Annotated in this window: 19 protein-coding genes; 5 read left to right on the top strand and 14 right to left on the bottom strand. The window is 70.6% G+C overall.

Translation table 11 applies throughout. The features are described 5' to 3' along the window. Window positions 1-142: 142 nt before the first annotated feature. Window positions 143-1,126 carry a glycoside hydrolase family 11 protein gene (locus tag AC3CF1_RS00270; protein ID WP_488449217.1) on the top strand — a complete coding sequence of 328 codons (984 nt, stop codon included), beginning with the start codon at window positions 143-145 and terminating at the stop codon, window positions 1,124-1,126. Between the two features lie 140 nt (window positions 1,127-1,266). On the opposite strand, the gene AC3CF1_RS00265 is transcribed toward AC3CF1_RS00270, so the two are convergent. Continuing rightward, complete coding sequence (locus AC3CF1_RS00265; protein WP_488449216.1) at window positions 1,267-2,658, bottom strand: serine/threonine-protein kinase; 1,392 nt, start codon at window positions 2,656-2,658, stop codon at window positions 1,267-1,269. Between the two features lie 193 nt (window positions 2,659-2,851). Continuing rightward, window positions 2,852-3,835 (bottom strand): NAD(P)-dependent alcohol dehydrogenase, encoded by a 984-nt coding sequence (locus tag AC3CF1_RS00260; RefSeq protein ID WP_488449215.1) that lies wholly within the window; start codon window positions 3,833-3,835, stop codon window positions 2,852-2,854. A gap of 113 nt (window positions 3,836-3,948) precedes the next feature. Here AC3CF1_RS00260 and AC3CF1_RS00255 point away from each other — a divergent pair, with 113 nt between their 5' ends. Continuing rightward, complete coding sequence (locus tag AC3CF1_RS00255) at window positions 3,949-4,662, top strand: TetR/AcrR family transcriptional regulator (protein WP_488449214.1); 714 nt, start codon at window positions 3,949-3,951, stop codon at window positions 4,660-4,662. 64 nt (window positions 4,663-4,726) lie between these two features. Here AC3CF1_RS00255 and AC3CF1_RS00250 read toward each other — a convergent pair whose 3' ends face one another. From AC3CF1_RS00250 to AC3CF1_RS00230, 5 genes are all read right to left on the bottom strand, one after another. After that, entirely contained in the window at window positions 4,727-5,620 is an 894-nt protein-coding gene (locus AC3CF1_RS00250) for an SGNH/GDSL hydrolase family protein (protein WP_141909034.1), read from the bottom strand. Window positions 5,621-5,735: 115 nt separating this feature from the next. Beyond that, window positions 5,736-6,350: a dihydrofolate reductase family protein gene (locus AC3CF1_RS00245; RefSeq protein ID WP_488449213.1), complete on the bottom strand. Its 615-nt coding sequence runs from the start codon at window positions 6,348-6,350 to the stop codon at window positions 5,736-5,738. Window positions 6,351-6,511: 161 nt separating this feature from the next. Next, complete coding sequence (locus AC3CF1_RS00240) at window positions 6,512-7,942, bottom strand: glycoside hydrolase family 62 protein (RefSeq protein WP_488449212.1); 1,431 nt, start codon at window positions 7,940-7,942, stop codon at window positions 6,512-6,514. Window positions 7,943-8,123: 181 nt separating this feature from the next. Beyond that, window positions 8,124-8,567 (bottom strand): OsmC family protein, encoded by a 444-nt coding sequence (locus tag AC3CF1_RS00235; RefSeq protein WP_488449211.1) that lies wholly within the window; start codon window positions 8,565-8,567, stop codon window positions 8,124-8,126. 48 nt (window positions 8,568-8,615) lie between these two features. Next, window positions 8,616-9,029: a VOC family protein gene (locus tag AC3CF1_RS00230; RefSeq protein WP_488449210.1), complete on the bottom strand. Its 414-nt coding sequence runs from the start codon at window positions 9,027-9,029 to the stop codon at window positions 8,616-8,618. 127 nt (window positions 9,030-9,156) lie between these two features. Between AC3CF1_RS00230 and AC3CF1_RS00225 the strand changes: the two genes are divergently transcribed. Next, window positions 9,157-9,870, top strand: a complete 714-nt coding sequence (locus AC3CF1_RS00225; RefSeq protein ID WP_210792776.1) for a hypothetical protein — start codon at window positions 9,157-9,159, stop codon at window positions 9,868-9,870. A 13-nt stretch (window positions 9,871-9,883) separates the two neighbouring features. Here the strand turns inward: AC3CF1_RS00225 and AC3CF1_RS00220 are convergent, their stop codons facing one another. Both AC3CF1_RS00220 and AC3CF1_RS00215 read right to left on the bottom strand, forming a co-directional pair. Next, complete coding sequence (locus AC3CF1_RS00220; RefSeq protein WP_488449209.1) at window positions 9,884-10,651, bottom strand: class I SAM-dependent methyltransferase; 768 nt, start codon at window positions 10,649-10,651, stop codon at window positions 9,884-9,886. A gap of 208 nt (window positions 10,652-10,859) precedes the next feature. After that, window positions 10,860-13,856: a glycoside hydrolase family 95 protein gene (locus AC3CF1_RS00215; protein ID WP_488449208.1), complete on the bottom strand. Its 2,997-nt coding sequence runs from the start codon at window positions 13,854-13,856 to the stop codon at window positions 10,860-10,862. Window positions 13,857-14,296: 440 nt separating this feature from the next. Here AC3CF1_RS00215 and AC3CF1_RS00210 point away from each other — a divergent pair, with 440 nt between their 5' ends. Then, entirely contained in the window at window positions 14,297-14,770 is a 474-nt protein-coding gene (locus AC3CF1_RS00210; protein WP_355161419.1) for a hypothetical protein, read from the top strand. 95 nt (window positions 14,771-14,865) lie between these two features. After that, entirely contained in the window at window positions 14,866-16,380 is a 1,515-nt protein-coding gene (gene pdxR / locus AC3CF1_RS00205) for a MocR-like pyridoxine biosynthesis transcription factor PdxR (RefSeq protein ID WP_488449207.1), read from the top strand. On the opposite strand, the gene AC3CF1_RS00200 is transcribed toward pdxR, so the two are convergent. The 5 genes from AC3CF1_RS00200 to AC3CF1_RS00180 are packed head-to-tail and all read right to left on the bottom strand — an operon-like array spanning window position 16,325 to window position 20,557. Then, window positions 16,325-17,782 carry a UbiD family decarboxylase gene (locus AC3CF1_RS00200; protein WP_354981669.1) on the bottom strand — a complete coding sequence of 486 codons (1,458 nt, stop codon included), beginning with the start codon at window positions 17,780-17,782 and terminating at the stop codon, window positions 16,325-16,327. The two genes, pdxR and AC3CF1_RS00200, sit on opposite strands and share 56 nt — an antisense overlap. Beyond that, entirely contained in the window at window positions 17,779-18,162 is a 384-nt protein-coding gene (locus tag AC3CF1_RS00195) for a chorismate mutase (protein ID WP_488449206.1), read from the bottom strand. The genes AC3CF1_RS00200 and AC3CF1_RS00195 overlap by 4 nt, the downstream gene beginning before the upstream one ends. Beyond that, complete coding sequence (locus AC3CF1_RS00190; protein WP_145783082.1) at window positions 18,159-18,506, bottom strand: cupin domain-containing protein; 348 nt, start codon at window positions 18,504-18,506, stop codon at window positions 18,159-18,161. The genes AC3CF1_RS00195 and AC3CF1_RS00190 overlap by 4 nt, the downstream gene beginning before the upstream one ends. Next, window positions 18,496-19,194: a flavodoxin family protein gene (locus tag AC3CF1_RS00185; protein WP_099852523.1), complete on the bottom strand. Its 699-nt coding sequence runs from the start codon at window positions 19,192-19,194 to the stop codon at window positions 18,496-18,498. Before AC3CF1_RS00185 ends, AC3CF1_RS00190 begins: the two co-directional genes overlap by 11 nt. Before the next feature lie 58 nt (window positions 19,195-19,252). After that, entirely contained in the window at window positions 19,253-20,557 is a 1,305-nt protein-coding gene (locus tag AC3CF1_RS00180; protein ID WP_088947740.1) for a TrpB-like pyridoxal phosphate-dependent enzyme, read from the bottom strand. Window positions 20,558-20,559 lie beyond the last annotated feature (2 nt).

Below are 20,559 nucleotides of genomic sequence, written 5' to 3'. Positions count from 1 at the left end.
GGTACGACGCCGATGGCCGTCCCGGGCCACCGACAGCCTGCGGGCCGTATCGCACCGCTGGCCCCCGCCAGCCGCCACAAGGAGGAACACGTTAATGATCGACACCGGCGAGATCCCCACCAGACCCCGGAGGCGTGGCCGCATGCGGCTGCTCCTCGGCGCCGCCTGCGCCGCCGTCCTGGCCGTCACCGGCACGATGACCGCCACCAACGCGTACGCGGAGGCCGACCGGACCCTCACCTCGAACCTCACCGGCACGCACAACGGCTACTTCTTCTCGTTCTGGAAGGACAGCGGCAACGCCAGCATGACGCTGCGCGCCGACGGCCGTTACACCAGCAGTTGGGACAGGAGCACCAACAACTGGGTCGGCGGCAAGGGTTGGGCCACCGGCAACCGACGGACGGTCACCTACTCGGGCAGCTACAACCCGGGCAACAACAACACCTACCTCGCCCTGTACGGATGGACGCGCAACCCGCTCATCGAGTACTACGTGGTGGAGAACTTCGGCAGCTACAACCCGAGCAGCGGCGCCACCCGGATGGGCACGGTCACCACTGACGGCGGCACCTACGACATCCTGCGCAGCCAGCGGGTCAACGCCCCGTCGATCGACGGCAACCAGACGTTCTACCAGTTCTGGAGCGTCCGCCAGCAGAAGCGCTCGAGTGGCACCATCACCACCGCCAACCACTTCGACGCCTGGGCCCGTGCCGGCTTGAACCTCGGCACCAACCACAGCTACCAGATCATGGCCACCGAGGGCTACCAGAGCAGCGGCAGCTCCGACATCACCGTTCGGGAAGGCGGCGGCAGCAACCCGGACCCGACCACCACCACCAGCCCTCCGCCCGGCAACGGCAACTGCAACGCGACGCTCTCCGCCGGCCAGCAGTGGGGCGACCGGTTCAACCTCAACGTCGCGGTCAGCGGCACCAACAGCTGGGTCGTCAGCCTCGGCCTCGGCGGCGGCCAGAGCGTGCAGAACAGCTGGAACGCCTCCGTCAGCGGCACGAGCGGCACGGTAACCGCGAGACCGAACGGCAACGGCAACAACTTCGGGATCACGATCATGGCCAACGGCAACTGGAACTGGCCGACCGTCACCTGCCGCACGGGCTGACCTGATCAGCTCCTGACAATCACACTCTGGCGTGGCGGCCCCGGCCGCCACGCCAGAGCCGTGCCACGGGTACGTCCCCACCTCGCCTCGGCGTTCCCGGCGGGCCCGGCGCAGGCCGGCCAGCACTTCCGAAACACGCCTTACACCTGCGGTTGCGCGGTCTGCCCCGCCGCCGACTCATCCCCCGCCGCCGACTCCTCGGTCGACGGCTCGTCGGTCTCATCCGAAGCTGGTTCGTCCGTCGGTTCCTCCGTCGTCTCACCCGTCGGGGCTCCCGTCGGTTCAGCCGGGGCGCTCTCGGACGTGGTGGGCTCGGGCGTATCCACGGTGCCCCCACCGGGCGACGCCGACGGGCTCGCCGTGGCCCCGCCCGCTGAGCCGGTGGCCGTCGGGGTCGGAGATCCGGGTGCCCGCACCGGCAGGCCCGCGGAATCGCGGGTGGCCGGGTCGCCGCCGCCGACACCGGGGCCGGGCTCCCCCTGCGGCGGCACCGTTGGCGACACCGCGGGTGGCACCGCGGGAGGCACCGCGGGAGGCGTCGACGGCCGCCCGGTCGGGCCCGTCATCATCCCGGTGGGATCGGCGAACACCAGGACGGCAGCCGCGGCGGCCAGCGATCCGAGGAGCACCGCGAGCCCGGTGGTCCCAGGGCTGCCCGCTCGACGCGCCCGCCGCGCCGCGCCGCCGAGGGCTGAGCGCCGGGCAACCCGCTGCTCGGCGGGCACCGCGATCGAGGTCGCCGCGGTGGCGGTCCGCAGCAACTCATCTGACGGGTCGGTGACCGCCTGCGCCGCCGTGGCCATGGCCGCCGCCGTCGGAAAGCGGTGGGCGGGCTCCTTGGCCATCGCGGTGGCGACCAGCCGCCGGACCGCGTCCGGAACGTCCTCGGGCAGCGGAGGCGGTTCCTCTCCGAGGTGCCGCAGCGCCACCGCGAGGGCGGTCTCGCCCTGGTGCGGCGGCCGGCCGGCGAGGCAGTGGTAGACGACGGCGCCCAGCGCGTAGATGTCGATCGCCGAGGAGGTCTCGTTCTTCGCGATCTGCTCCGGGGCCATGTACAGGGCGGTGCCGACGACCTGGTTCGTAGCGGTCAGGCTCACCGCCTCCTGCGTCACCGCGACGCCGAAATCGACGAGGACGACGTGCCCGTCCGGCTCGATGATCAGGTTGCTCGGCTTGACGTCCCGGTGGACGACCCCGGCGTCGTGCGCCGCCTGGAGGGCACGGGCGGTCTGCGCGGCGATCGACATCGCCTCGGCCACATCCAGCCGGCCGACCTCGGCGATCCGCTGCGACAGGGGCTGCCCCTGCACGCATTCCATCACGATGTAGGCGAGGACCGGCGCTCCGGCATGCGACACCTCGCCGTAGTCGTAGACCTGGGCGACGCCCGGGTGACGCAGGGCCGCCATCGCCCGGGCCTCGCGGCGGAACCGCTCGCTGAAGCCGGCGTCGGTGACTAGCCGAGGTTGCAGCATCTTGATCGCCACACAGCGGTCGAGGGTTTCGTCGACGGCTCGCCACACGTCACCCATACCGCCACTGGCGATGCTTTCGACCAGACGGTAACGGTCTCCGACGACTTGCCCCACACTCGGCATGAAGCTTTCGGTACCCCGGACTTCCCGATCTCAAGCACCACCCGGTCGGTCGACCGTCCTCGTGGGTGCGCGCGACCGGCCGCTTCCTGACCGTCCCCACCGTCGACACCGATGGCGAAACAGCACGTCAGACGGTGATGACGACCTTGGCCCGCGCGTGTTCGGTCTCCAGGTAACGCATGGCCTGGGGCACCTCGCGCAGCGGATAGGTCCGGTCGATGACCGGGGTGAGGCGGCCGGTTTCGACGTGGGCGCGGAGCGCGTCGAGGTGCTGCCGACCGGGCACCGCCGCGAGGATGACGATGCGCTGTCGGACGAAGGGTGCCAGCAGCCGCCCACGCGCGATGAGCCCGACCGGGCCGATGAGGCTGCCGCCCCGGTACACACCGCCGCCGGAGAGCACCAGCGTCCCGGTCGGGGTCAGAACCCGTCGGAGCGCCGCGAGGGAACGGTTGCCGACCAGGTCGAACACGACGTCGTAGCGGCGGGTGTCGCGGGCGAAGTCGTCACGGGTGTAGTCGACGACGTTCTCGGCGCCGAGCGACCGGACCAGATCGACGTTGCGGGTGCTGCACACGGCGGTCACGCTCGCGCCGAGCACCGTGGCCAGTTGGACCGCCAGCGTGCCGACGCCGCCGGAGGCACCGTTGATGAGAACGCGGTGGCCTGGCTCGACCCGCCCGGCGCTGGCCAGACCCATGAGCGCGGTGATGCCGGCCAGCGGCAGGGCCGCCGCCTGCTGCGGCGTCAGGTTCGCCGGCGCCGTCGCGACCAGGGTCTCGGGCACGCACACGTACTCGGCGAACGCGCCGTTGGCGTCACCGAGGTCGCCGAAGACGGCATCACCCGGGCGGACCTGCCGAACGCTGGCGCCGACGGCCTCGACCCGCCCGGCGAAGTCCCGGCCACGGATGCGCGCGCGGGGCCTCGACCGGCCCATCGCCAACCGGGCCATCCGTGGGTCGCCTCGCATGGCATGCCAGTCGTACGCGTTGAGTGCGGCGGCCTCCACCCGCACCAACACCTCATCGGCGGCAGGCACCGGCGTCTCCACGTCCGTGAGTGTGAGCGTTTCCGGCGGACCGTATCGGTCCTGAACGATGGCCTTCATCCCTCTCCCCTCCCCTGGTGTACGCCGTACACCTTGCAGAGAACGGTAGGTATACGGCGTACACCTGTCAAGGGGATTAGGGTTCGAATGCCCGCCCGACGACGAGGAGCGAGATGGCTGAGCAGGCTGAGACGCTGCGCCGTACGCCGCTGAGCAGGGACCGGATCCTGCGCGCCGCCGTCGCGCTCGCCGACGAGGCCGGGATCGAGTCCCTCAGCATGCGCAACCTCGCCCAGGACCTCGGCGTCGTGCCGATGGCCCTCTACAAGCACGTGGCCAACAAGGACGAGTTGCTCGACGGCATGATCGACGTGGTCGTCGGTGAGATCGACCCGCCCGTGCCCGGGGCCGACTGGAAGCACGCGGTCCGCCAGCGCATCCTCTCGGCGCGGCAGGTGCTGCTGCGCCATCCCTGGGCGCCGCTGGCGATCGAGACGCGGAACATGGCGACGCCGGCCGTCCTGGCCTACCTCGACTCCATGATCGGGGCGTTCCGGGTCGGCGGATTCTCCGTCGATCTCGCGCACCACGTGATGCACGCGATGGGCAGCCGAATTCTGGGCTTCAGCCAGGAACTCTTCGACGACTCCCGGCGCGCCGGTCGATCCGGCAGGACCGACCCGGCCCCACCGCCGGCGGCCCTACCACCGGAGATCGCGGCCAGGTTCCCGCACGTCGCGGAGATCGCCATGGCGGCGTCGCACGACGACGAGTCCGTCCTGGGGCAGGGCTGTGACGACCAGTTCGAGTTCGAGTTCGCGCTGGACCTGCTGCTGGACGGCATCGAACGCCTGCACCAGCGCGGCTGGGCATCGCCACGTCGCTGAGACGGCAAGCGCGAACCTGCCCCGCCGTTGCCGACGGGGCAGGTTCAACCGCTCGCGGGCCGGGTCAGCTGTTCAGCTTGGCGAGCACGGCCGTGGCCATGCCCTGCTCACCACGGGCGTTCGGGTGGAACGGGGCGGCCGCGTTCTGGGGGACGAGCCCCTCGACCCACCGGGTGCCGCTGCTCTTGCACGTGTCGCGGCCGATCGACGGGGTGTAGACGTCGGCGTAGGTGGCGCCGTTGGCGCCTGCGGCGCTGGCCAGCATGGCGTTGAGCGACTTCTCGACGCCCCGCAGGTACGGCACGTCCTGGTAGGCGATCGGAACGACGGGCCAGCACCCGTACCCGGAGTCCGGCAGGATCGCCGGGTATCCCAGCACCACGACCCGCGCGCCCGGCGCGGCCCGGCGGACGGCCTGGAGCACCGCTGTCACCTTCGGCGTCGCGGCGACGATCCTCGCCTGCAACTGGTCGACACCTCCGGCGGTGAAACGGTTCTTGCACGGCGAGCCGAGCGGGCTGCTGAGGCTCGCCTCCGCGCAGTCGGTGATGATGCCGGAGAAGCCGATGTCGTTGCCGCCGATCTGCACCGTCACCAGCGACGTGTTCGACGTGACCGCGTTCAGTTGTGGCGGCAGTGCGATGCCCAGCGCGCCGCTGCCGCCGGAGAGGATGTCCTCCGTGGTGGCCCCGGAACAGCTCACGTCGGCGAACGACGACGAGCCGGCGGCCGTGGCCACCAGCGACGGGTAGTTGCGGTTGGACCGCAGGCAGTTCAGGTCGACCTGGGTGGGGATCAGCGGACCAGCGGCGTACGAGTCGCCCAGCGCGACGTAGCGGCCGGCGGGCACGGCCGCGCTGGCGGGTGTGGCGACGGTGAGCAGCACGCCGGCGGTGGCCAGTGCGAGTGCGGCCAGCCGGGTGGCTGACCGCAGGAGGGGCAGGCGAGGACGGTTCATGGCGTCTCCCAGACGGGATCACAGTGGGGGTGGTGCCAAGATCCTGTCGTTGCCAAGGCCGAACGTCAATATAGATGGGGCTAATTAAATGGTGGGTCAGGGTGTGGGACGCGTACTAGCTTCGGGCCGGCACCTGGTCCTTGACGTCGTCGTAGCCGGCCGCGTTGGGGGCCACGCCCGGCGCGTAGATGACGCGCAGCACCCCCGTCGGAAATGCTTCGGACGCCACCAGACGCAGGTGGTACGCGGCATCGCCCTCGTCGAACAGCTTGCGGCCCTTGCGGGCCGCGACCGGATGCACCAGCAGACGCAGCTCGTCGACCAACCCCGCGGCGAGCAGTTGCTGCACCACCGAGATCGACCCGGGGACGAGGATGCCTCGGACACCCGCGTCGGCCTTGAGCGAGGCGACGGCATCGAGGAGATCACCCTGGATCAGCTCCGAGTTGCGCCAGGGCAGGTCGAGCGACTGACGCGAGACGACGACCTTGCGGACGTCGCCGAGTTGTCTGGCGAACGAGGCGTCGTCGCCACCGGCGGCCTCACGGTCGGGCCACGCTCCGGCGAAACTGTCGTAGGTCTCGCGGCCGATGAGCAGCACGTCGGCGGTGTCGTAGTCCTCGCTGACGGCGCGACCCATGTTCTCGTCGAAGTACGGGAAGTGCCAGTCGGGGTCGATCTCGGCCACACCGTCGGCCGAGATGAACAACGTGGAGATGACCTTTGCCATCGCGGAGGTCCCTTCGAGTCAGGTGATGTCGGCTGGATCGACCGGCGCATCATCCCAAACTCGTCGGCCACAGACCCGTACCGATGACGGATGTCGTGGCGTGGGTCGGGCGGGCTCGGCGCGAACGCCGAGCCCGCCCGTCCGGTCCTGCTCGGCCCGCGTCAGCGCTGGAGGGTCAACAGCCCTGGCCGGTAGGGCAGCAGGCCGTAGTCGCCGCCGGAGCTCGGGGATCGGCCCTGGTAGAGCAGTTGCAGGTTGCACGGGTCGACAGTCATCGTCTGGTCGGCACTGGTGCGCAGCAGCTCGCCGTGGCTGATGTCGTTGGTCCAGGTGGCGCCGCTGTTGGCCTTGCCGGCGAAGGGGTTGCTCTCGCTGGCGGCCTGCGGCGTCCACGAACCGCCGAGGCTGGTGGCCGTGAACGAGCGGAAGTAGCGGCCCTGCGAGCCGATAGCCTCAACGATCATGAGATACCGGTCCTGACCCTGAAGCTTGTAGACCTGCGGGGCCTCGAACAGGTTGTTCGTGGTGTCGCTCATGATGGTCGTGTAGCTGCTGCCGAAGCTGCCCGGGAAGTTCCCGATCGGCATGCTGGCCCGGTAGATCTTGCCGTTGTCGCCGGCGAAGAACAGGTACATGTTCGTACCGTCGCCGATGAGAGTCTGATCGATCGGGCCGGTGCCGGAACCGGTGATGCTTCCGGTGAACAGCGTCTGCGCCGCGGACCACCCGTTCGGGTTGGTCGGGTCACTGGAGGTCCGGTACGAGAACGCCGTACCACCCCACTGATAGGCCAACACCCAGATGTTCTTCGGCGCGAAGTAGAACAGCGACGGCGCCACGGTCGCCGAGTTCATCGCGTTCTGACTGGCCGACGCCATCTCCGAGTAGTTCGTGAACAGGCTGAAGTTCATCGAACCCCACCTGGTCCCGAAGTCGTGCGTCGTCGCGTAGACCAACTGCTTGCCGTTGTACGGGGCGACGGTGAAGTCCTTGAGCGACACCCAACCCGACCTCGGGGTCGCCAGCACGCCCGTCGACGACCAGCGGTACGTCGAGGGAAGGTTGCACGTACCACCGGGCGGCGGGGTCGTGGGAGGTGGAGTCGTCGGCGGCGGGGTCGTGGGAGGTGGCGTTGTCGGCGGCGGGGTCGTCGGAGGTGGCGTTGTCGGCGTCGTGTCGCCGGTGCACGTCACGCCGTTCAGAGCGAAGCTCGTCGGCGCCGGGTTGCTGCCCGTCCACGAACCGTTGAAGCCGAAGGACACCGTGCCGTTGGTCGCGACCGCTCCGTTGTAGCTGACATTCGCGGCCGTCACCGCCGAACCGCTCTGCGTCAACGACGTGTTCCAGGCCTGCGTCACGGTCTGCCCGGCGCTGTACGACCAGGTCAACGCCCAACTGGTCAGCGGGTCACCCAGGTTCGTGACCGACACGTTGGCGCCGAAGCCGCCCTGCCACTGCGACGACACGGCGTAGGTCACCGAACAGCCCGCAGCCGTGGCGCCGGCCGGTGACGCAGCCACGACCGTTGACGACACCAGTAATGCGACGCCGGCCGACACCAGACCGATATTGGTGGCTCTGGATCTGGTCATATAGCACCCTCCTGACGGGATGGCGGCCCATGCATTGGTGGTGGTCGCTGCAAGTGGGGCTTGTGAGCGTTAACAGGCCGCGTCAGGCATGTTACGGGAGCGCTCCCACGGCATCAACCTTAAGTAGATGCACGTCAATTGATCGTCAGGGTGGTGGCACCGACCTGATTGCCAGAGCGGGTCAGTCTCCGCTGGACCCGCCGGTCGCGACGATCGAGACCGGAGAGCCAAGCTCGACGGTACGGGAGACCGTGCAGAGTCGATCGTGCGACTGTTGCAGCGAACGGGGCAGCGCCTCGCGTGCCCGGTCGCCGTCCGCGCCCTCCGGGAACGTCACGGTGAACTCGACTCGGATGTTCTGCATCCGGTTGCCTCCGGTCTCGTCCCGGATCTTGTCGCCGCTGACCTCGACGGAGAACTGGGTCGGCTCGGCACGGCGGCTGGTGATGTAGTCCACGTCGACCGCGGTGCAGCCGGCGATGGCGGCCAGCAGCAACTCCACCGGCGTGAAGCTGGTGTCCTCCCCCGTGCCCAACGACATCGACCCGCCGCGGACGTTGCGCGCGACGTAGTTTCCCACACTGGTGCGCTCGATCTGCACCGAGCGGAAGCTGTCCTCACTCATGACAGGAAAACTACCCACGCCGTCCCGGGGGCGTACACCGGATCCGGATCAGGTGTCGGCTTCGAGGGCGAAGGTGTTGCCGTCCGGATCCTGGAACCAGGCGATGCGGCCACCACCGGCCCGAGGCGTGATCCCCTTGGCGTCGTGTTCCAGCTGCTCGTAGCGGATGAACTCGACACCGGAGGCGACGAGTTCGTCGACGGTCTGGTCGAGATCGTCGACGTACCAGGTCGCCAGCGTCGCCGGGGTCTTCCCGGCGGTGGCCGACTGGTAGACGTTGAGTGCCGGCCCGCCGCCGGAACCATAGACGCGGCTGCCGCCGGCGACATGGGCGCTGGGGCCGGACCGCAGCACCGGCAGGCCGAGTGTGCCTTCGTAGAACCCGACGGCCCGCTCGATGTCCGAGACGGCGATCGAAGCTCTGAGGTGATACCTGCTCAGCGGCATGAACCACTGTGGCACGCCGCGGCGTCGCCGGTCGTCGCCGACACGACCCGCGGGCTCGGTCAGCCACCCCGTCCGCACCCGGTGAAGTCCCGACGCACTAGCATTGCCGCCGTCCACGACGGCTCTGCTGAAACGAGGCGACATGCGTTGGCTCCGGCGGTTGCTGGGCGGTAGGCGGGTCCAGCTCGACCCTGGACGACAGCAGGCGCTGCTCCGCGACGTCCAGTCCCGGTACGGCACCCACGCACAGGTCCGGTTCCCCGAGCAGGTCGAGGCGCTGACCGCGGCGCTCAACAGCGACGACGGCCTGGTGGTGGCGGCCCGGATCGTGAGCCAGGTCGCCGACGAGGCCCACGCGGACCTCCAGGCCCAGGCCCAGGAGATCCACCGGCGGACCGGCCGGCGACTGCTGGTGCACCGCCGCAACTACCGGCCGCTGTGGATGGAGGCCGGCCACGCCCTGCGCTGGCCACTGTTCGCGTTGCCGTGCGGCTTCCACCCGTACGCCCAGGTGGCCGCCGCTGTCGCGGTGGTCGGCAGCCAGGCGCCCCGGCTGGACCGGGTGACCGACCCGAACCCGCTGCTGACGCGCGTGTTCGAGGTGCTCGACCTCACCACCGCGGCCTGGGAGTATGGGCGGGTGCGGGTGGACACCGACGCGGCGGCCCTGGCCGATCGACTGATCCTGAGCGCCGGGCAGGTCATCGCGGCCATGGACGACCCGCCCCGGCTGCCGCCCGCGGTCCGTGAGCTGATGCGGCGCAACAACACCGTCAGCGTGCACGACCCGGCCGGGCCCCGCGCTGTCGGTGGGATCAATCTGGGCGCGAGGATGCGAGAGAGCTTCCTGGTCTGAACGCCCGTGGGCGTTACCGCTCGGCGCGCCGACGCGCGAGATGCACGACGATGTCGGCGGAAAGCTCGACCGTCTCGGGCAGGATCCGCATGATCTGGCCGAAGACCTGCTCCTGCTCCGAGGTCGGCAGTTCGAGATACGCCGAGATCGTCGACAGGTGCCCGACGTAGTCGCGCGCACTCATCGTCAGGCGACGCTCGACCACGATCTGCTGGACGTCGGCGAACCAATCGGAGCGTTGGAGTTCGGTGCCCGGCCACTGCATGGCATGCCCCGGGGGCGTGCCATCGGGAGATGGGACCTCGTCGCTCTCCAGGAAGGGCGCCCGGGCGGCGCGGACCGCGTCCGCCACGGCCGGATCAGCCAGCTGGGTTGGCCCGCCGAACGAGGCGAACACACCGCCGGGTTCCAGCAACGCGGCCATGGTCGACCATCGGCCCTCCGGTTTCGTCCAGTGCAGTGCCGCCGCCGCGTAGACCAGGTCGTACCGCTCCCCCGGCCGCAGGTCCTCGAAGGCGGCCTGCATGGTCCGGACGCCTGCTGGCACGTGCTTGCGCAGCTCGGCGAGCATGGCGCCGTCCGGCTCGGTCGCGGTGACCGTCACCTCCCGCCCGGTGAACAGACGGGTCGCCTTGCCCGTCCCGGCGCCAATCTCCAGGGCCGTCCGAATCGGCCGACCCGCGTACGTCAGCACCAGGTCGAGAAGCTCGGCAGGGTAACCGGGCCGGTACCGCTCGTATTGTTCCGCCACCATCCCGAAGCTCAGTGCGCGAGCAGACATGCCGACAATCCTGTCACGACTCACGTCGGCGATGCTCGATCTTCCCCCCGCAAACCGGTCGTATTCCACCACTTCCGGGGTCGGGGGCAGGGGTGGGCGGGGTGCGTCGGCGCCCAACGGGCCGGGCCCGTCCCGGTTGGGACGGGCCCGCTCCCCCGATATGGGATCCGGAGCCGTCAGAGCCCCCCGGATGCGGGATCCGGTGCCCTCAGCCGCCGATCGCGATGGCGAAGATGTGCATGGTCGGTACGTTGGTCGCGGGCCGCGCGCTGATGTTGGGCAACACGACCGAGGCCACCGCCTTGCTCTGCAGCGCGACACCCACGTAGTAGATGCAGGCGGCGGTGTTCTGCCGCTGGTTGTTGGGCCGGTTCTGGTATGCGGACACGATGGCGGCGGTCCCCCCGGAGTGCGGCCCGCCGTACCAGTCGGGCGTGCTCAGCGTGAACGTCTGGCGGGTGCCGTCGGCGTACACCACGGTGCCGGTGCCCGACACCGTGCCGTAGGTGCCGGTCAGCAGGAAGCCGAGCGTGCTGCCGGTGCCGGTCACGCCAATGGACTGGCCCGAGGCGATGGCGTTGTCGGCGGCCCCGGAGCTGACGTTGGGCCAGCGGAAGTTGACCCCGTTGCGGCTGACCGTGCCGCCCGGGCTGGCGCCGGCCTGCGCCAGGGCCTGCGCGGAGAGCGAGGCCCCGCCACCGTCGAAGTTCCCGACGTTGGTGTTGCTGTCACTCGTGATGCCGACGTTGCTGAAGCTCTGTTCCAGCGTGGGCGTGGCCACGCCGGAGCTGGTGACCCGGTAGGTGCGCCCCGCCTGCACCGTGATCTCGATTAGGTCGGACTCGATCCGGGTGACCCGCGCCGCCGTACCGTCGCCGGTGTCGACAACGGTGAGGGTGCCGGTGAGGATCCGGGCGCGCAGGCGGACGGTGCCGGCGCGGTCCGGTCGGACGAGGATCTCGGTGGCCTGCCCGTTGCTCCACGTGATGCCGACCGTGTGCCCGCCCCGACCCCGCAGGCCGGAGACCCGCCCGCTCGGCCAGGCCGGCGGCAGCGCGGGCAGGATGTGCAGTTCCCCGACGTGGCTCTGCAGCAGCATCTCCGCGATGCCGGCGGTGGCACCGAAGTTGCCGTCGATCTGGAACGGCGGGTGCAGGTCGAACATGTTGGGGGCGAGCCGGGCGGTGGTGGCGAGGTAGCGGATCAGGTCGTGGGCCCGCTTGCCCTCCTCCATCCGCGCCCAGAAGTTGATTTTCCAGGCCAGCGACCAGCCCGTTCCGTCGTCGCCGCGCAGCGCCAGGGTCCGACGGGCCGCCTCGAACAGCTGTGGGGTGCCCCGCTTGGTGATCTGGTTGCTGGGTGCCAGCCCGTACAGGTGCGAGATGTGTCGGTGGTTGGGCTCGGTCTCCACCCAGTCGTAGAGCCACTCCATGATGTTGCCGCGCGAGCCGATCTTCATGGGTGGGAGCCGGTCCCGGGTGGCCCGAACCTGGGCGCGGAAGGTGCTGTCCACGTTGAGGATCTCGCTGGCCCGCGCGCAGCCGTCGAAGAGGTCCCGCAGGATCTGGTTGTCCATGGTGGGGCCGGCGCACACGCTGGCGTTCGCGTGGTGGCTGAGCTCTGGTGAGTTCGACGGGTTGGTCACCAGATAGCCGAGGGTCGGCTCGGTCACCAGGGTGTTGAGGAAGAACTGCGCAGCGCCCTTCATGGCCGGATAGTTCGCCCGCAGGAACTCGATGTCACCGTTGAACAGGTAGTGGTCCCAGATCATCGTGGCCAACCACGCGCCGCCGGTCTGCCACATGCCCCAGAACGCGCCGTCCACCACCGCGGTGGCCCGCCACGCGTCGGTGTTGTGATGGGTGACCCAGCCGCCGGCGCCGTACTGCACCTGGGCGGTCCGCGCCCCGGCCACGGACAGATCGTTGATCATGGCGAACACCGGGTTGTGGCACTCGGCGAGGTTGGTCGTGTTGGCCGGCCAGTAGTTCATCGGCAGGTTGGCGTTGATCGTGTACTTCGAGTCCCACGACGGGGTCAGCGAGTCGTTCCAGATGCCCTGGAGGTTGGCCGGCTGGGTGCCGGGCCGCGACGACGAGATCAGCAGGTACCGGCCGTACTGGAACAGCAGCGCCGAGAACTGCGGGTCGTTGACGCTGTTGTGCTGGGCGATCCGGACATCCGTCGTCTGGTCGGCGGCGGACGTGCGGCCCAGATCCAGGCTGACCCGGTTGAACAGCGCCTGGTAGTCGGCCACGTGCCGGCTGCGCAGCTGGTCGTAGCTGCTCCCCCGCGCGGCGCTGAGGCGCTGCCGTGCGATGCCCCCGTAGTCGCCGCCGACGTTGCGGTAGTTGACGTAGCTGGAGCCGATGGAGAGCAACAAGACCACGCTGGTGGCGTTCGTGACCCGCAGGGTGCCACCGGAGCTGGACACCGAACCGCCGGTGACGGTGGCGTTGGCCAGTGCGAGGAAGCGGACCGCGCCGGTGATGCCCTCCATGTTGCCGGAGACACCGTCGAGGCCGATCGTGCTGCCGTCCGGACTGGACACCGTCGTGCGCTGCGGGCTGTCGAAGGTGGCGGTGAAGCTGATCGAGCCGCTGCGGTCGGCGGTCAGTCGCATCGCGATGACCTGGTCGGGCGCGCTGGCGAAGACCTCGCGCTGGTATCGGACGCCGTTGAGCACGTACGTCGTGGTGACGGTGGCGGTGGTGAGATCGAGCGTCCGGTCGTACTGGGACGCCCCGTTGGCGGATCCGAAGGCGAGCCGGAGGTTGCCGACGGTCTGGTAGGCCAACTGGCCACCGGGGTTGCCCATCATGGTCTGGTTGATCAGATCCTGGGCCTGGGTCCACTGGTTCGCGTTGACCAGCCGCCGGATCTCCGCCAGCGATCCCGCGCCCCTGGGGTTGCTGGGGTCGTGCGGCCCACCGGCCCAGACGGTGTCCTCGTTGAGCTGGAGTCGTTCCGTGTCGACGTTGCCGAAGACCATGGCGCCGAGCCGCCCGTTGCCGATCGGCAGCGCCCGTAGCCAGTCGGTGCCGGCACCCTCGTCGTACCAGAGTGCGAGGTCCCCGGCGGCCAGCACCTGCGGAGGCGCGGCCGAGTCTGCTCGGGCCGCGGCGGTCCAGGGCAACGGCAGCAGAGCGCCACCCGCGCCGGCCGCGCCGACTTTGAGGGCCTGCCGTCGGGTCAGGTCGGACATCGATCCTCCAAAACGCCTTAGCCAGCCAGACATCCGATGTGTTTCGCGAAGGTTACTCCGAGGCGACGGAATAGGCAATGGTCGATCGATGTGTGGAATCGGCAGCGTCTGCGCCCATCGGCAGGGCTCCGAGCAGCGCGTCGAGAACGGGTCCACCAGCGGATCGCGGGCGCGGACCAGCCCGGAAAGACCACTTCAGACCCACATACATCAGATGTACGCCGAGTGTCGGCGCGCTGGTGTTCGTGCGTCGCGCGAGGCTCTGCCGTCGCCGCAGCGGCCGAGAAACTGGACCGGGTGCCGGGCACGCGGGTACGCCTGCTCGGCAGCGGACAGGGCCGAGAAACAACACCGACATTCGGACCGGCTTGTCGGCCGCAACCATGACCGACCGAAGGGCGTCTATCGGGAGACCCATCCCTGCTGGACTGGAGGACCTGATGACACCGACAGCGCTGCGTGCCCTGGTGCCGATCACCGTACTGGCGGGCCTGGCGGCCTGCACCACCACTTCGCCCGCTCCGCTGGCCAGCGGAAACACCACACCGCCCGCGACCAGCGTCGCGCCCGCCTCTTCCGCCGCGTCGCCGACCGGCAGCGTTTCGCCGACCGGCAGCGCGTCGCCCGCGACACCCACCTCCCGGGCTGCCTGTCCGGTGAGCGCGGCCACCCTGCAGCGGGCGTCAGGGCTGGGCGACACCCACCGGATCGACCCCGATCACATCAACTGCGCACGTCGGTGGGCGACCGCCGGGGTGATCGCTGTCGACCCGAAAATGCAAGGCGACGGCGTGCTGGTGTTCGAGTACACGGGCGGTGGGTGGAAGAAGCTGGGCGAGGGCAGCGCGCTCGAATGCAGCCCGTTCGGCATCCCGAACGAGCTCGGCGACCAGCTCGGCTGTCGTGACCAGTGAGCGCACGGGCTGCCCGGCGCGCCGCGGGAACCGGAGGTGGACGCGGGTGGCGCGACTAGACTCGGCACCGGCGTCGATCGGGGGAGCGTGCGCAGGTGAGTTCGTCCCAGCTTCTCGTCGCACTGGACCGCGCCAGTTCGGTGCCGTTGCAGCAGCAGCTCTGCGACCAGATCAGCGGGTCCGTCCGGACCGGTCGGCTGCGCCCCGGCGACCCGGTGCCGCCAAGCCGTGAGCTGGCGCACCAGCTCAGGGTCTCCCGGACCGTGGTGACCCGGGCGTACGAACTGCTGCGGGCCAACGGGGTGCTCACCTCGCGGCGCGGATCCGGCACGCGGGTCAGTGACGCGCTGGCCGACACGCCGCCACCCGCCCAACGCGCCGCCACCCGCGCGCACCTGTGGCCGGAGCCCCCGCTGCCCACCGACGCGGGCAGCCCACTGTGGAAGCCCTGGGAGCCAGCGCCGATGCACCGGCCGGACGGGACGTACGACTTCCGGCACGGCACCCCGGCGCTGGCCAGCTTCCCGGTGACCCGGTGGCGACAGTCGCTCACCGAGGCGGTGAGCCGGGCCGACGCGGTGGCGCTGGGCTACGGCCCGGCCGAGGGCTCCCCGTCGCTGCGTGCCCAGATCAGCGCGCTGCTGCGGCGCAGCCGGGCACTCGACGCCCCGCGCGAGCACACGGTCGTGACCAGCGGCGCCACCCAGGCCATGGACATCCTGGTCCGGTTGCTCGTCGGCCCCGACGACGTGGTGATCATCGAGGACCCGAGCCACACGGTGCTGCGGCAGATCTTCGGCTACTCACGGGCCGCGGTGGTGCCGGTCGCTGTCGACGAGGAGGGCCTACGGGTCGACGAGATCGACTCCCAGGTCCGCGCGCACGGCCTCGACCCGGCCCGGGTACGCCTGATCTACGTCACTCCGTCGCACCAGTTTCCGACCGGGTTCATCATGTCCGAGCGGCGGCGACGAGCGCTGCTGCGCTGGGCCCGCGAACACGCGGCCACGGTGCTGGAGGACGACTACCACAACGAGTTCACCTTCGCCGAGGAGCGACTCCCGTCGCTGGCCGCCGACCCGCAGGACGCGGACGTCGTCTACGTCGGCAGCTTCAGCAAGACCCTCTTCCCCTCGCTGCGCATCGGCTACGCGGTGCTGCCGCCGCACCTCGTCCGACCCTTCCTCGGCGTCAAGTGGATCACCGACCGGCTGACGGCGACGCTGACCCAGGAGGCACTGGCCGAGTTCATCTCCTCCGGCGCGTACGCCCGGCACATCGGCCGGATGGACCGCCTCTACCGGCAGCGACGCGCCCGGCTGCTGGAGGCGCTCTACGAACACTTCGGCGCGGGGGTGCGGATCTCCGGCACGGCCGCCGGACTGCACGTGCTGGTGACCCTGGGCGGCGCGCCCGACGCCGACGAGGCGGCGATCGTGCGCGCCGCCGCCGCGCGGGGCGTCCGGATCTACCCGGCCTCGGGCTACTTCGTCACCCGGTCGCCGACCGAGCCGACCTTCCTGATCGGGTACGCGGCACTGCCCACCGCCCGCATCACCGAAGGTGTGGCGCTGCTGGCCGCCGCGGTGCGGGAAGTGACGGCTCGGTGAACCGGGGCCGCTGGAACCGGGCGCGCTGGGCGTACGGCACTGTGCAGTCGAAGACCGCCTTCGCCGTCCGACCGTCGGCCGAGAGCGACGGGGAGTAGCCGGTGTGCTGGCTCGGGTCGAGGGGGAAACCCTCCCGGTCCGGCAGCACGTGCAGGTCCTGGTCGGCCTGGAAGCGGGTGACCATCGCCCACCACAGGTCCTGATCGGACTCGATGTCGACGTCGTCGCCCACGCACAGCACCAGCTTGGCCATCCGGAACTGCTCCAGCACGGCCTCGGCGGCGACGCGTACCGCCACGTCGTCCTCCGGGCCGCGCTTCGCCGGCCACTGGAGCACCACCATGAGCTGACCGCCACCTGCGGTGTGACAGTGCGCGGCCAGCGCCGGCGTGCCCCGGCGGCGCAGCAGGTCCAGCACCGCGGCCTCCATCCCGAAGCCGAGCAGCACCGACTGCTCGTGCCCGGGGCCGGACACCGCCTGCAGGATCGGGCTCTCCCGGGCGGTGATCCCGGTGACCCGGATCAACGGCAACGAGGGGTGCGCCCGGCCCTGGTAGCCGAGGAACTCCGGTGTGGCGACAGTGCCGTGCCGGCTCTCCGGTGCCCGGTCGGCCAGCAGTTCCCCCTCGATGACGTACTCGGCGTGCGCGATGAACTCGGTGTCCACAGTGCGGCAGGGCAGCAGCTCCACCGGCTGCCCGGCGAGAGCACCGGCCACCGCCAGCTCGTCGAGGTCCGGTGGCACCAGTGAGGTCGGGCAGCAGGAGGAGAGCAGCACCGCCGGGCACAGGCCGAGGTGGATGGCCACCGGCAACGGGCTCCCCCGGCGCAACGCGGCCTGGTGCGCGAGCTCCAGGTCCCGTCCGGGCACCATCCAGATGGTCAGCGTGTCCGGACCCTGCACGCACATCCGGTGCACGGACAGGTTGCGGACCCCGGTGTCCGGGTCGGTGGCGAGCACCGCGCCGAGGGTCAGGTAGGGCCCGGCGTCCTCGTCGGTGAGCACCGGCACCGGCAGCGCGGTCAGGTCCACCGGCAGCGTCTCGCGAGGCCAGCGGGCCGGGTCGGGTGCGGGCACCGGCGGGCGGGGCGCGGCGACCGCGTCGAGCAGCCGGTGCGGCAACTCGGCCGGTGTGCAGCCGAGCAGGCCGGCGGCGCGTCGGCGGGTGCCGTACAGGCCCATCAGCACCGCCCGGGTCGGGCCGTGGTCGGGGCGTACCCGGTCGAAGAGCACTGCCGGGCCGGCGCCGGTGGGCGGGGCGGCGGGCGCGCCGGCCCAGCGCGCATAGTGGGCGGAGACGCCGTAGCGGGCCGGCAGCTCCATGGCGACCCGGACCAGCTCGCCGGGGAGCGGGTCGAGGGTGGCCAGGGCGTGCCGCAGGTCGACGGGCGGGCGGCTCATCGCTCGTCCACCAGCGGCGCCGCGGCGCGACGGGCGGCCAGCATGTCGAGCTGCATCCGGGTCAGCTCGTCGATGAGGGCGCGGTAGGTGCCGACCGCCACCTCGGGCGGCATGCCGTGTCGGCTGGCCAGGTCGTGCACCCGGTCGAGCACCTGCCGCACCCGGTCGGGTGACCGGACGGTCGCCTCGTCCGTCTTGTGCGCGGTCAGCTCCTGCACCACCCGGGTGCGCTCGGCCAGCAGGGCGATGATCCGCTGGTCGAGCCCGTCGATGGCACCGCGCAGCTCGGCGATCCGGGCCGGGCCGTCGGCGGCGCCGGCCGGCGGGGAGCCGGCCGGCGGGGAGCCGGCCGGCGCGGTGATCCGGTGCTGGTCGCTCACGGTTGGGGAACCTGGTCGACCACGAAGACGACGGTGGGCTCGGCGTCGCTGCCCTGGGACCGGTGCTCCTCGTCGTCGGGGATGACGAAGCCCATCCCGGGGCGGCACGGCACCGACCGGTCCCGGAAGTGGATGGTGAACTCGCCCTGCAGGACGTAACCGGTGTGCCCCCGCAGGCACCAGTGATGCTCGTCGAAGCCGGGCGGCAGCTCCAGCAGGCGCAGACGCTGCCCACCGACGTACGAGATCTTGACACGCCCCTCGGCCCCCGGCTTGTCCCACCTCTCCCACTCGGTGGCCGGGAAGTCGATGCCGACCGGCGCGGCAACCTGCTCAGTGGACATTCTCGATATCTCCTCTGGTCTGGACGGATTCGTTGCGGCGGGGCCGCGGAACGCGCTCGTTGCGGTCCCGGCGCGGAAGCACCGGGTCGCCGTCGACCCGCTGGTGTCGCTTGAGCAGCTGCACCATGTCGAGCATCCGGTGCACCATCCGCTCCAACGCGTCGATGCCCTCGGGGTCGGTCAGGCCGGGCGTGCCGGTGGTGTTGCGCAGCAGGACGGGGAACCCGCTGCCCACCAGGATCATCCGGTTGAGCAGCAGGTTGTTGACGATCTGGTTGTGTACGGAGGAGTCGCTGTAGCGGCGTCCGGTGACGATGATGCCGCCCACCTTGTCCGCCAGCGGACGGGTGAACCGCAGGTAGCCGACGCCCGCACGCTCGATGAAGACCTGCATGAGGTGGGCCAGGCCGAAGCCGTGCACCGGGGCCGCGTAGATCAGCCCGTCGGCGTTGGTCATCTGCTCCACCAGGGCGGGGACGTCGTCGTCCAGCTGGCAGGGCACTGTACGGCTGTTGCAGTCACCGCACGGGCTGCACGGCGAGATCCGGTGCTCACGTAGCTGGATGGTGCGCAGGATCGCACCGCGCTCGGCGATCAGCCGACCCGCGTACGCGATGGCGTGGTCGGTGTTGCCGCCGACCCGTTCCGATCCGTTGATGGCGAGGATGGTCCCTGCTTCGCTGTGCACATTAACCCCCGGTGCGAGGCAGGAGGTGAGCGCCGCACGGCGCCCACCCCCTGCGAGGTCAGTCCGTCAGCTTTCCGGCGAAGTAGTCGATGTAGGCCTGCATGTCGAAGTGGCCGTGCCCGGACAGGGAGAAGACGATCGCCTTCGACTCGCCCGTCTCCCGACAGTGGATCGCCTCGTCCACCGCGACCCGGACCGCGTGGGTGGACTCCGGCGCCGGCACGATCCCCTCGCTGCGGGCGAACAGCACGCCCGCCTCGAAGCACGCGGTCTGCGGCACCGCCCGCGCCTCGATCAGGTCGATCTCCCGTAGCGCGCTCACGATCGGCGCCATGCCGTGGTAGCGCAGCCCGCCGGCGTGGATCGCCGGCGGGTGGAAGTCGTGGCCCAGGGTGTGCATCTTGGTCAGCGGGGTGAGCCCGGCGGTGTCGCCGAAGTCGTAGTCGTAACTGCCCTGGGTCAAAGACGGGCAGGAGGCCGGCTCCGCCGCGATGAACCGCACCGTCGGGCCGCCGCCCCACTGCCGGCGCAGGATCGGCAGGGCCAACCCGGCGAAGTTGGAGCCACCGCCGGCCGCGCCGATCACGATGTCCGGGTAGTCGTCGGCCATCGCCAACTGGAGCAGCGCCTCCTGGCCGATGATCGTCTGGTGCATCAGCACCAGGTTGAGCACCGAACCGAGGGCGTACTTGGCGGCGCCGCCGCTGTGCATCGCCGCCTCCACCGCCTCGGAGATGGCCAGGCCGAGGCTGCCACTGGACTCCGGGTCGGCGGCGAGGGCCGCCCGGCCCGCCCCGGTACGGTCGCTCGGGCTCGCGGTGACCGACGCGCCGAACGTCTCCATCAGGCCCCGCCGGTACGGCTTCTGGTCGTAGCTGACCCGCACCATGAAGACCTCGCAGTCGAGGCCGAAGTATGCGCAGGCCATCGACAGCGAGCTGCCCCACTGGCCGGCGCCGGTCTCCGTGGTCAGCCGCTGCACGCCGTCCTGCTTGCTGTAGTACGCCTGCGGGACCGCGGTGTTCGGTTTGTGGCTGCCGGCGGGGCTGACCCCCTCGTACTTGAAGTAGATCCGGGCCGGCGTGCCGAGCGCCTGCTCCAGGCGACGGGCCCGAACGAGCGGGCTGGGCCGCCACTGCCGGTAGATGTCGAGCACCGGCCCGGGGATGTCCACCTCCCGCTCGGTGGAGAACTCCTGCTCGATCATGCCGCTGGCGAAGAGCGGTTCGAGGTCCGCCGGCGTGATCGGCTCCCGGGTGCCGGGGTGGAGCATCGGGGGCAGACCCTTGGGCAGATCGGGGACCACGTTGTACCAGGTCGTCGGGATGTCACTGTCGGGCAGCACGAACTTCGTCGCGGTCATGG

The sequence above is a fragment of the Micromonospora sp. MGP-C2 genome, assembly GCF_057766525.1.
This window is presented reverse-complemented; position numbering and strand designations above follow the sequence as displayed.